Annotated in this window: 14 protein-coding genes and 1 pseudogene; 6 read left to right on the forward strand and 9 right to left on the reverse strand. The window is 70.7% G+C overall.

Annotated elements, in window-relative coordinates; translation table 11 throughout:
• Positions 1-50: 50 nt before the first annotated feature.
• Together E0W80_RS17140 and E0W80_RS17145 are read right to left on the reverse strand one after the other, a co-directional pair.
• Positions 51-464, reverse strand: coding sequence for a CBS domain-containing protein (locus tag E0W80_RS17140; protein WP_131494260.1), 414 nt, complete (start codon positions 462-464; stop codon positions 51-53).
• A complete protein-coding gene (locus tag E0W80_RS17145) occupies positions 461-940 on the reverse strand; it encodes an FHA domain-containing protein (protein ID WP_047524595.1) in 480 nt (159 codons plus the stop codon). The genes E0W80_RS17140 and E0W80_RS17145 overlap by 4 nt, the downstream gene beginning before the upstream one ends.
• Before the next feature lie 189 nt (positions 941-1,129).
• On the opposite strand from E0W80_RS17145, the gene E0W80_RS17150 reads away from it, so the two are divergent.
• The 3 genes from E0W80_RS17150 (at position 1,130) to E0W80_RS17160 (ending at position 3,431) form a co-directional block, all read left to right on the forward strand.
• A complete protein-coding gene (locus tag E0W80_RS17150) occupies positions 1,130-1,477 on the forward strand; it encodes a hypothetical protein (protein ID WP_021201203.1) in 348 nt (115 codons plus the stop codon).
• A 100-nt stretch (positions 1,478-1,577) separates the two neighbouring features.
• Positions 1,578-2,462 (forward strand): SDR family oxidoreductase, encoded by an 885-nt coding sequence (locus E0W80_RS17155; protein WP_131494262.1) that lies wholly within the window; start codon positions 1,578-1,580, stop codon positions 2,460-2,462.
• Between the two features lie 51 nt (positions 2,463-2,513).
• Positions 2,514-3,431 carry a DMT family transporter gene (locus E0W80_RS17160; protein WP_047524593.1) on the forward strand — a complete coding sequence of 306 codons (918 nt, stop codon included), beginning with the start codon at positions 2,514-2,516 and terminating at the stop codon, positions 3,429-3,431.
• Here the strand turns inward: E0W80_RS17160 and yidC are convergent.
• Both yidC and E0W80_RS17170 read right to left on the reverse strand, forming a co-directional pair.
• Positions 3,403-4,182, reverse strand: coding sequence for a membrane protein insertase YidC (gene yidC, locus E0W80_RS17165; RefSeq protein WP_131494264.1), 780 nt, complete (start codon positions 4,180-4,182; stop codon positions 3,403-3,405). The two genes, E0W80_RS17160 and yidC, sit on opposite strands and share 29 nt — an antisense overlap.
• 66 nt (positions 4,183-4,248) lie before the next feature.
• Positions 4,249-4,521, reverse strand: coding sequence for a DUF6412 domain-containing protein (locus tag E0W80_RS17170; RefSeq protein ID WP_047524590.1), 273 nt, complete (start codon positions 4,519-4,521; stop codon positions 4,249-4,251).
• Positions 4,522-4,654: 133 nt separating this feature from the next.
• Between E0W80_RS17170 and E0W80_RS17175 the strand changes: the two genes are divergently transcribed.
• Positions 4,655-5,701 (forward strand): nitronate monooxygenase, encoded by a 1,047-nt coding sequence (locus E0W80_RS17175; RefSeq protein WP_131494266.1) that lies wholly within the window; start codon positions 4,655-4,657, stop codon positions 5,699-5,701.
• 104 nt (positions 5,702-5,805) lie between these two features.
• Here E0W80_RS17175 and purU read toward each other — a convergent pair whose 3' ends face one another.
• On the reverse strand, positions 5,806-6,657 hold the full coding sequence (gene purU, locus E0W80_RS17180; protein ID WP_047524587.1) for a formyltetrahydrofolate deformylase: 852 nt from the start codon (positions 6,655-6,657) through the stop codon (positions 5,806-5,808).
• Between the two features lie 86 nt (positions 6,658-6,743).
• On the opposite strand from purU, the gene E0W80_RS17185 reads away from it, so the two are divergent.
• Together E0W80_RS17185 and E0W80_RS17190 are read left to right on the forward strand one after the other, a co-directional pair.
• Positions 6,744-7,958 carry a cation:proton antiporter gene (locus E0W80_RS17185; protein ID WP_131494268.1) on the forward strand — a complete coding sequence of 405 codons (1,215 nt, stop codon included), beginning with the start codon at positions 6,744-6,746 and terminating at the stop codon, positions 7,956-7,958.
• Positions 7,955-8,425, forward strand: coding sequence for a glutaminase (locus E0W80_RS17190; RefSeq protein WP_131494269.1), 471 nt, complete (start codon positions 7,955-7,957; stop codon positions 8,423-8,425). The genes E0W80_RS17185 and E0W80_RS17190 overlap by 4 nt, the downstream gene beginning before the upstream one ends.
• A gap of 1 nt (position 8,426) precedes the next feature.
• Here the strand turns inward: E0W80_RS17190 and E0W80_RS17195 are convergent, their stop codons facing one another.
• From E0W80_RS17195 to E0W80_RS19240, 4 genes and pseudogenes are all read right to left on the reverse strand, one after another.
• A complete protein-coding gene (locus E0W80_RS17195; RefSeq protein WP_131494271.1) occupies positions 8,427-9,143 on the reverse strand; it encodes a GMP synthase in 717 nt (238 codons plus the stop codon).
• 40 nt (positions 9,144-9,183) lie between these two features.
• Positions 9,184-9,873: a substrate-binding domain-containing protein gene (locus E0W80_RS17200; protein ID WP_131494280.1), complete on the reverse strand. Its 690-nt coding sequence runs from the start codon at positions 9,871-9,873 to the stop codon at positions 9,184-9,186.
• Positions 9,874-9,934: 61 nt separating this feature from the next.
• Complete coding sequence (locus E0W80_RS17205) at positions 9,935-10,249, reverse strand: hypothetical protein (protein WP_131494273.1); 315 nt, start codon at positions 10,247-10,249, stop codon at positions 9,935-9,937.
• A pseudogene (locus E0W80_RS19240) lies at positions 10,249-11,089 on the reverse strand (hypothetical protein); the annotation flags it as partial. The gene E0W80_RS17205 and the pseudogene E0W80_RS19240, both read right to left, overlap by 1 nt.

Here is an 11,089-nt window from a genome sequence, read left to right on the forward strand (position 1 = left end):
CCCCCCGGCGCGCTGACCCCCCCCGGCGCGCCGGCCTCGTGGACCTGGGCTCAGCGGGAGATGCTCTCCACGGTCTTGCCCGTCGTGGCCGCCGAGAGCGATCGGGCGATGTCCGCCTGGCTCACGATGCCGACCAGGCGGCGGTCCGCGATCACGGGCAGACGGCGCACCTGGTTCTCCTGCATGCGCTCCAGGGCCACGCGGATGTCGTCGTCCGCGCCCACCGTGACGGGTTTCCCCTTCGCGAGCGCTTCGACCGGTGTCGTCTCGGGATCCATCCCCAGAGCGACCGCACCGACCACGATGTCGCGATCGGTGAGCATGCCCTTGAGGCGGCTGTCCTCTCCGCAGATCGGCAGCGCGCCGACGTCGAGCTCGGCCATGACGGATGCGGCGATGCGGAGCGAATCGTTCACGCCGATGCAGCGCGGACTCGGCGTCATGAGGTCGCGCGTGGTGGTCATCGCTCTTCGCTCTCGTCGTAGTCGGGACGCGGCGGCTGCAGCGGCTGATCGGAGTACTCCCCGCCCGCGCGCCCCCCGTACGGACGTCCGTGGTCGGCGAACTCGTCGCGTGCGAACACGAACGTCCAGGGCCCCGCCGTGAAGTGCGCGCCCGTGCGCAGCGTCTCGGAGGACTCGTCGGTGTGAGTCGCGTCCACACCCAGGCTCGCGTTGGTCTCGCCCTCGCCGTTCAAGGTCAGCACGTACTCGTCGCGGTCGTCGTGCGTGATGGTCGCGTGCACGGGGTCGGTCTCGGGGAGGCGCAGTTCGTTGCCCTCGGCCGACCCGATCCGCACCACGTCGGCCTCGAGCGCGAATTCGGTGCGTTCGTCGTCTCGGCTGATGCGCAATCGAGGGTTCCCCGCGCCCCATTCGGCATGAGTGGTCGTGGGGGTGTATCCGTCATCCGGGCGGTCGTCGATGTGTCGGTCGTTCATGGCAGTCCTCCTCGAATCGCGTGTCCCGAGGCTAGGGTCCTGCCGTCGCTCCGCCGAAGGGGGTTGACTTCGGTGCAGCGAGTCGCCAGCGCGCGGTCGACCGCACCCGGAGGCGATAACCTTCTCCCGAGTACGGGAGAATGAGGTGAGCCGTCGTCTCGGCCCGGCAGCGACCAAGGAGCACCACCCATGGGTAAATTCGTCTACGAAGGCGGCGTGAAGACCGAGATCGAGGATCGCGCCCTCACCCACCTTCAGCTCGTCATCACCGCGAAGCTGCGCCGCGGGGAGCCCTTCCCGTTCAGCTGGCGTGAGGATGCGAGCGTCGGCGGCGGGCGCACCACGGTGTGGATCCAGCCGGGGAGCTCGCTCGTCTTCAAGTACTTCGGCAGCCGTCAGCCGTCCATCAACCGGGCGTGGATCGAGGCACTCGCCTTCACCGCGAACGCGCCGAGCGGGCTATACCTCGTGCCCGAACCCGCCGAGGCCGGCGACGAGCCCGGTGCCGGCGAGGTTCCGGTCACCCCTCCGCTCTGAGCCGGGACCGCGGCTCCGAGCCCGGGATGTCAAGCCCCTGACCACGGGCGGGCAAGGGTGGAAGTGTGGGCCTCATTCGACGAGACGAGGAGGATCGGCCATGACCGACGACACCACCGACCCCCGGCACGCGCACCGCGAAGAGGGCTTTCCCGACCAGCACCAGGACCAGCCGGGGCTGACCGAGCGGACGCGCCCCGAACCGGACCACGGCGAAGGAACCTACGTCGGCCACGGGCGCCTGGATGGTCGCCGTGCTCTCATCACGGGCGGTGACTCCGGGATCGGTCGGGCCGTCGCGATCGCCTTCGCCCGGGAGGGCGCCGACATCGCGATCGCGCACCTGCCCGAGGAGCAGGACGACGCGGAGGACACGCTCGCCCTCGTCCGCGAGACGGGGCGCACGGGTGTGGGCTTCGCAGGCGACCTGCGAGAAGAGGCTTTCGCGACCGACATCGTCGCCCGCACGCGGAGCGAGTTGGGTGGGCTCGACGTGCTCGTGCTCAACGCGGGCTATCAGCACGACATCGACGACTTCGGGAGTCTGGAGACGGACCGCATGCGTCGGGTGTTCGACACGAACCTGGCGGGCATGCTGTTCTCGGCGCGGGCGGCCTACCCCGACCTCCAGCCCGGAGCGAGCATCATCGTGACGGCTTCCATCCAGGCCTACAACCCCTCACCGGGATTGATCGACTACGCCATGACCAAGGCGGCGCAGATCGCGTTCGTCAAGGCGCTCGCCGAGGAGGCGGGACCCCGCGGGATCCGGGTCAACGCTGTCGCGCCGGGACCGGTCTGGACACCCCTGATCCCCGCGACCGGATGGGATGCCGAGCGGCTGGCGACCTTCGGTGCCGACACTCCGCTGGGGCGGGCGGGTCAGCCGGCGGAACTGGCCGGCGCCTACGTGTACCTGGCATCGGCGGAATCCTCGTACACGTCCGGCTCGGTCATCGCGGTCACCGGCGGCAAGGGCCTCTGACACGTGCTCAGGCGGCGGCGCCGAGGGGGAGCCGCCGCCTAAGCTTGTGGAGTGCAGAAGCCGGCCGCGTCCCGTCCCCTCGTCGGAGTCGCGCTCGTCATCGGCTCCTGCCTCTCGCTTCCCTTCGGCGCCGCCGTCGCGGCCCAGCTCTTCCCGGTGCTCGGTCCGTGGGGGGTGACCTCACTGCGCGTCGCGATCGCCGCGATCCTCCTGGTCGTCATCGTGCGCCCGCGGCCCGGGAAGTGGACCCGCCCGCAGTGGTTCGCCGCGGTGCTCTTCGGCGTCTCGCTGGCCGCGATGAACGGCTTCTTCTACGCGGCGATCGACCGCATCCCCCTGGGCCCCGCCGTCGCGATCGAGTTCCTCGGACCACTCGTGCTCGCGGCCGTGCTCACCCGGAAGGTCACGGACTTCGTCTGGGTCGGAGTGGCTCTCCTCGGAATGATCGTGCTGGGCATCGACGGCCTGATCGGTGCCGAGCCGCTCGATCCGCTCGGTGTGCTGTTCATCCTGATCGCAGCGGGCTTCTGGGCCATGTACATCCGGATGAGCGCCCGCGTCGGCTCCCTCATCCCGGGCAGCAGCGGCCTGGCGATGGGGCTCGTGGTCGCTGCCGTCCTGCTCATCCCGGTCGGCATCCCGGCCGCGTCGACGGTGGCGATGGATCCGCAGCTGCTCCTGCTCGCTGCGATCACCGCGGTGCTGTCGTCCGTGATCCCCTACAGCTTCGAGCTCGCGGCGCTGCGCCGTCTGCCGCAGCGCGTGTTCGGTGTGCTGCTGAGCCTCGAACCGGCGTTCGCGACGCTCGCCGGCTGGCTCATCCTCGGGCAGGACGCCACGCCGCTGCGGATGCTCGCCGTCGCCCTCGTGATCGCCGCGAGCGTCGGGACCACGCTCGGGGTGCGGAGGGAACGCCGCGACGACGGTCCCTCCGGCCCGTTCACTGCACCGATACCGCTGCCCGACTGACCGCGGGGACCGGCAGCGGGTACCGGCGGCGCAGGATCACGCGCTGCACGAGCGTCCACACCACCGTGACCGTCAGGTAGAGCGCAGCGGCGAGAGGTACGAACACGGCGAAGACCGCGGTCGCGTAGTGCATCGCCGAGACGACGCGCAGCAGGGTGGGGGAGTTCAGGGGTGAGTCGTCCCCGTCGACCGGCGTCGGGCGGAACACGCGGCGGGTGATCTCGGCGACGGCGAGCATGACCGCGAGCAGCACCCCGAACACGAGGAAGGTGGCGGGTGTCGCGGTGCCCCCGAACAGCGCCGACACCAGGCTCGTGCCCAGCGGTGCGCCGAACAGGTCGTGCGCGAGCAGCTCGTTCGGGTGTCCCGCGATCTCGGGCCGGAGGAACAGCGTGTAGAGGATGCCGACCACGGGGGCCTGTGCGAGCACCGGGAGCATCCCCGCGAACGGCGACGTGTTCTCCGCGCGGTACAGCGCGAGCGTCTCCTTCTGCAGACGTTCGGGGTTCTTCTTGTGGCGGCGCTGCAGCTCGCGCAGCTTCGGCGCGAGACGCGCCCTGGTCTGCTCGGCCTTGGCCTGGGAGATGCCGACGGGGATGAGCAGTACCCGCACGAGCAGTGTGACGAGGACGACGGCGAGAGCGGCGGCGGAGGCGCCGGCGATGGGGGTGAGCAGGTCGGAGAGCCCGGTCAGCGCGCCGTAGGCGGCGTCGAGGAGGGCGGCGAGGGGGGGAAAGGCAAAGGGGTCCATGGAAGTGTCCGTTCGAGGTGTCGGGAAGGGTCGGCGAAGGCCGCGCGGTCCCGTCGAAAGAGCGGACTACGCGGCGGTCGCGACTCCCGGCGCCCGAGGGCGCGGATGCCCGGCGGCATCAGGGTCACTCTGCGTGAGGAGGGTGCCGACGTCGATGGCGCGCAACGGATGCGGGGCACCGGTCGAGGCCTCGGGGCGCACGCTCAGCACGATCGCGAGGGTGAGTGCGGTCACCGCGAGCAGGGCGACGGCGAGGCCGAGAGCCGTGGCATCCGGCATCGACACGAGGCCGAGCGCGGTCGCGACGATGCTCAGCATCTGCCCGAACCACTCGCTCATGCGCGCTCCCTTCCTGTTGTGAGGGTAGCACCGGGGGCCGCCGCCGCTTTCGAATCACGCGAATGGTGCGCTCGCGGCCACTTATGCCGCACAGTGCACGATTCGGAAGCCTGCGGGGCGTACGGTCGAAAGCATGAGTGACCTTCGCGCCCTGTTCGGGATCGAGCATCCGATCATCCTCGGTCCGTTCGGCGGGCTCTCCTCGACCGCCCTCACGGCTGCGGTCAGCGCTGCGGGCGGCCTCGGTTCGTTCGGACTCTACGGCTACGACGGCGACCGCATCCGTGCGACCGGCGCGGCGCTGCGGGCGGCGACCGATCGTCCGTTCGCGGTGAACATCTGGCTCCCCACCGGCGACGAGGTCGAGCCGAATCCGCAGCACGCGGTGTTCGCGCAGGCGCTGCAACCCTTCTACGAGGCGGTCGGCATCGATGTCCCGGCGCGCCCGGAGCGGTACGTCCCGTCGCTCGAGGAGCAGCTCGACGCGATCTGGGAGATCCGGCCCGCCGTGCTCAGCACGGTGTTCGGGGTGCCGTCGGCCGAGGTGGTCCAGGAGGCACAGCGCCGGGGGATCCGCATCGTCGGTACCGCGACCACCGTCGCCGAGGCCGTCGCGCTCGCCGACGCCGGGGTGGATGCGGTGGTCGCCACGGGTGCCGAGGCGGCCGGGCATCGGGTGTCGTTCCTCCGTCCGGCTGAGGACTCGCTCGTCGGCACGTTCGCGCTCGTCCCGCAGGTGGTCGATGCGGTGGACGTGCCGGTGATCGCGGCAGGCGGCATCGCCGAGCGACGGGGAGTCGCCGCGGCGTTCGCGTTGGGGGCGACCGGCGTGCAGGTCGGGACGGCCTTCCTCGCGACGGCGGAATCCGTGGCCACGCCCGCGCATCGCGCCGCGATCCGTGCGACCGCCGCCGAGGAGACGGTGCTCACCCGTGCCATGAGCGGTCGCCTGGCCCGAGGCGCCCGCAACCGTGCGGTGCGGGCGATCGAGGCGAGCGGCACGATCGCACCGTTCCCGATGCAGAACTGGCTCACCGGACGCTTCCGGGCCGCGGCGGGGGAGCAGAATCTCGGGGAGCTCCAGTCGCTGTGGATGGGGCAGGCGGCGCCGCTCGCACGCCATGACAGCGCCGCCGAGGTGTTCGCGGAGCTGACCGCCGGCGTGCCGCGCCCCTCCTGACCGCTCACCGCATGCGCTCCGGTCGCACTTTCGACGTCAAAAACAGCGCTTTAGCGTGCGAAAGTGCGACCGGAGGAGGGCCCAAGGGGCGTCGGCGTCGGGGCCTAGAGGATGACGGTGGACTTGCCGTGCACGATCACACGGTCCTCGGCGTGCCACTGCACGGCGCGGGCGAGGACGAGTCGCTCGACATCGGCCCCGCGGCTCTGCAGCTCGGCCGCTGACTCGGAGTGGGTCACGCGCGTGACGTCCTGCTCGATGATCGGCCCCTCGTCGAGGTCGGCCGTCGCATAGTGCGCGGTCGCGCCGATCAGCTTCACACCGCGGTCCTTGGCGCGGGCGTAGGGGTTCGCCCCGATGAACGCGGGCAGGAAGGAGTGGTGGATGTTGATCACCGGCGCCTCGAGGCGGGTGATGAAGTCGTCGGTGAGGATCTGCATGTAGCGCGCCAGCACGACGAGGTCGACGTTCCCGCGCAGCAGCTCGAGCTGTCGCTCCTCCATGGCGGCCTTGTCGCCCGAGGGGATGTGCACGAAGGGTACTCCGAAGGAGCGGACCGACTCGGCCAGGTCGGGGTGGTTGGAGACGACCATCGTGATGTCGATGTCGAGCTGGCCGCGCTGTGTGCGCCAGAGCAGCTCCATCAGGCAGTGGTCGTACTTCGAGACGAAGATCGCCACGCGCTTGCGGCGGGCGACGTCGTGCAGCGACCACTCCATGCCGAAGCGTTCGGCGACGACGGCGATGTCGGCTTCGAGCGCGGGGCGTGCGGCGGCGAGTCCATCGAGGTGGATCACGGTGCGCTGGAAGAAGCGTCCGCCCTCGGAATCCGTCGAGTGCTGGTCGAGCGAGATGATGTTCGCACCGTGCTGGGCGAGCACGCCCGCCACGGCGGCGACGATCCCGGGCTGGTCGTCGCAGGCGATGAGCAGGCGGGCGGTATCGGGCTGGGACATGGAGGCTCCTCGAGGGTGTGCATTGATTCTGCCGTGGATGCACACCGGGGGCGAATCGCGGGAGGCGACTCGCTACTCTGAGAATCGTGGAAGCGAGCGATCTCGGCCTGGTGCTGATCCCCCTGCTGGCCGTCGCCGCGCCCCTGCTCGCCCGCGGGGTCCGCCCGGCGGTGCGGGTGCCGATCGTGGTGTTCGAACTCGTGCTCGGGATCCTCGTGGGGCCGGCGGTGCTCGGCTGGGTCGAACCGGGCCCCCTGCTGGAGAAGCTCAGCGACTTCGGTCTGGCGCTGCTGTTCTTCGTCGCCGGCACCGAGATCGACTTCAAGACCGTGGCGGGCAAACCGCTCGCCCGCGCCTCCCTCGGCTGGCTCCTCAGCGTCCTGCTCGGCATCGGCCTGGGCTTCTTCTTCGCCCCCGGCGAGGGGATGGTCGTGATCGGCATCGCGCTGAGCTCCACCGCGCTCGGCACGCTGATGCCGATCCTGCGCGACGCCCGCGAGCTGGACACGCCGTTCGGTCGTGCGATCAGCGCGATCGGCGCGGTCGGCGAGTTCCTGCCCCTGATCGCGATCTCGATCTTCCTCAGCACGCGCACCACACCGATCGCCACGGCCGTCCTGCTGACGTTCGTGGTGCTGGCCGGGCTCGCAGTGCTGCTCGCGCACCGCGTGCCGCACGGGCGGCTGCACCGCATCGTCCGTGCGACGCTGCACACGTCCGACCAGTTCGGGGTGCGCTTCGTGATCCTGCTCATCGCGGCGCTGGTCGGCCTGAGCGTGATGCTCGACCTCGACATGCTGCTCGGCGCCTTCGTCGCGGGAGCGGTGTGGCGCATCATCATGACGCGGGCACCGAAGGAATCCGCCGAGGAGGTCGAGAGCAAGATCGAGGCGCTCGCATTCGGATTCCTCGTGCCGATCTTCTTCCTCTACACGGGCGTGACCTTCGACCTGCAGGACCTGCTCACCTCGCCGACGGCCCTCGCCCTGGTGCCCATCTTCCTGATCGCGCTGCTGGCCATCCGCGGGGCGGCCGCGCAGCTCTCGGCCCCGGTGGGGATGAGCGTCCGCGACCGTGCGGCCCTCGGGCTCCTCGCCGCCACCGGACTGCCGATCATCGTCGCGGTCACCGCGATCGGCGTCGACGAGAAGATGCTCGACACCGGCATCGCGGCGGCACTGGTCGGAGCGGGCATGCTCTCGGTGCTGCTCTATCCGTTGATCGGGATGACCCTGCGCGGGGATCGCGCCGACGTCGTCGGGCCCGCGCGTGCGGGCGACGCCGTGCAGGGGGAGCTGTGACGAGTGCGTCGGTGCTCCTGACCCGTACGGTGCAGAGCCTCGACGGCATCGCGAAGGAAGGGCTCGGCGAGCAGCGCGTCTCCCGGTGGCGCGGGCGCCGCATCGTGCGGGTCGGCGAAGCATGGCATCTGGGTGTGCTGCTGCTGACCGACACGCACGCGCTGGCCACGGCCGAGGTGCTCCGCGCGGCCGATCCCGGACGCCGCGGTTACACCGCCGAGTCGGCCAGAGCACGCGCCGAACGTCGTGCAGAAGCCCTGCGGGGTGGCTTCGACGAGGGCGATGTCGTCCACGTGGGATGGAGTGTGATCGACGTCGACGCCGTGGATGCGGGCGGCTCCTCCGGTCCGCTGGCGCTCGTCGACGGCGTCCCCTCGGTGCGGTGGAGCGCGGCCGGCGGGTTCATGCCCTTGGAGGCATACCTGCGTGAGCGCGTGTCCCTGTTGCGGGATTCGGCAGAAGGCTGAGTCAGGCGAAGGTCTCGGCGAAGCGGCGCAGAAGCGCGGCGCCCTCGGTCACCGATGCGGCGAGCACCTGCTGCTGCACCGCGTCGAACTCCTCCGGGTCGAAGTAGCCGGTGGTGCGGTAGAACGTCATCCGGTCCGCGAAGTCGCGGGGGGTGGGCTCCGGATGGAACTGCGCTGCATACAGGTGCGTGCCCACGCGGTAGGCCTGCACCGGGCAGGCCCCATTGGTCGCCAGGAGCACCGCGCCGGGCGGGGTGCTCGCCGAGCTCTCCTTGTGTGCCGTGAACACGGTGAGAGCGGGGCCGCTCGGCCCGAAGACGGGATCGGCGGCGCCGGCTTCGGTCAGATCGATCACGGTGGCGCTCGCGGGCTCGGGAGTGTCCGTCACGACCTCGCCCCCGAGCATGCGGGTCACGACACCGATGCTGAAGCAGGTGAAGAACACCGCGATCTCGGCGGCCATCGCCGCGTCGGCCAGTGTGCGGAGGTCGGCTTCGACCCGCAGCTGCTCCGCGGACTTCACCGTGTCGGAGACGTTGAACGGCGAGCCCCCGACCACGACGCCGCGGTATCCGCGTAGACGCTCGATGTGCAGCGGTGTCTGCAGCAGGTCGAGTCGATCGACCACGTCGACGCCGAGCGCCCGTCGGAAGGACGCATGCTCGGCGTCCGCCGCCCCGATCTCGGGTCGCACGCACACGTAGAGAAGCGAGGCCATCAGGAGATTCTAACGAGCGCGCGGGGCCGAGCCGACGCGGTCACCGGGAGGAGTTCGCGGTCCGGCCGCGGACGATGCCGACGAAGGTCTCGACGTCGGGCGTGGTGCGATCGCGAGGCCACACCAGCGCCACCGTGGAGGTCGGGCCATCGGCGAGCACGCGGTGGTCGGCATCCTTGCGGTGGTGCAGGCGAGCCAGCGACATCGGGACGATCACGATGCCGACGCCGGAGGCCGCCGTGGCGATCGCCTCTCCGGTCGGCAGTGCGGCGAAGGCGGCCGGGAGTGTGCCGGGGAGGTCGAGCGGGCCCAGCACGTCATCGGACAGCCCGATCACGACCTCGCCCTCGAGATCCGCGGCGGAGAGCTCTTCGGCCGCCATCAGGTGCGAGTCGACCGCGGCGATCACGACCGGCACCTCGTCGTACAGAGGGATGATGTGCAGGGACTCGTCCGTGAGCGGCAGACGGACCAGCGCCGCATCGATCGCGTCGAGCGCCTCGCGCTGGGTGGCGACCTCGATCGGGACGAGCTCGAGCGGCACTCTCGGCATGCGCTGCTTCCACGCGTCGATCCACTTGCCCGGTGTCGCGCCCGGCACCGCGCCCAGACGGAAGGTACGCGGTGCCTCGGGCTCGGGCTGAGGGGCATCGAAGACGACCTTGGCCGTCTTCTTCTTCGGCTTCTGCGGCGGGAAGCGCTCGGCGGGGGCGGCCTTGTTGCGACGCACAGAGGTACCTCGACCTGCGCCCTTCCCGGGCCGCCTTCCCTGATTCGCCATGGGGTCCAGGCTACTCGGCGGGCGAGGCGGGCACGTCCGCCCGCGCGACGGGGTCCGTCGCCGTCGCGAGTTTCCGCTGCGCACGGCGGATGAGCCCTGCGGCTCCCCCGACCAGGATCAGCACGCCCACGGTCAAGAGGAGGATCGTGACGATCGTGGTCGGCGTCAGAGCGAGGAGCCCATCGGCGACGGTGTCCCTCCGGTCGGCGTCGGCCAGCATCCAGAGGGCGACCGCGGCGATCGCGGCGAACAGGAGGCCCCAGATGATGGCGGCCCAGCGCGTGCGGGGAGGGGAGGGGGCTTCGACGATCGTCGGCGTACTCATCACTGGTCTTCCTTCGCGGGCTCGTAGAGGGTGACGGAGATCACTCCGCTGGTCTGATCGATCGTGACGGGTTGCACGAGGGTGGGCTCGGTGTCCTCAGCGGCGACCTTCTGCAGGACGATCGACTCCCCGTTCCTGCGCACGGGAGTCCAGGTGCCGTGCGCAGTGATCTGGCCGGTCTCCTCATCCACTCGGGTCCACGAAACGGTCGCCGATCCGACGACGGCGCGCAGATCGAGCTCGACGCCCGACTGGACGTCGATGTAGGTGTTGCCGGATCCCTTGTCCACGACGATCGACCTCGCACCATCCTCGAACGGATTCAGCGTGAGGAACGTATCGCCGAAGGGCTGCCGGACGTGCGCGGATTCGTTGTTGCCGAGCGCGACGTAGCCCAGCGTGACGCCCGGGAAGGCGGAGAAAGCGCCGGCGACGAGTCCGCCGATGAGCGTCACCACGGTCGCGAAGGCCAGGAACCCGCTGCGCCGACGGAACGCCCCGGCCACGATCATCCCGAGTGCCAGGATGAGCGCCGCCGCGAGCAGTCCCAGGGCACCGCCGAGGGCCTCACCGCCCGTGACGAGACCGACGGCAGAGCCCGTGATGATCGCGAGGCCGACGATGGTCGCGGCGAACGCGAAGCCGGCCCGGGGGTTCGAGGCACGGCGGAGGCGTCGGCGCTCCGCGGCTTCGGTCGCGAACACCGCAGCCTCGGCCTGGCGTTCACGACGCAGCTGGTCGCGGGCGGCCCGCTCGATGTCCTGCTGCTGGCGGCGCCACGCCTGATCCTGTTCCTTCCAGGCCGCGTGCTGGGCGCGCCAGGCCTCGAGAGCGGTGGGG

Source organism: Microbacterium sp. PI-1, assembly GCF_004337555.1.
In the GTDB taxonomy this organism is placed as follows: Bacteria; Actinomycetota; Actinomycetes; order Actinomycetales; family Microbacteriaceae; genus Microbacterium; species Microbacterium aurugineum.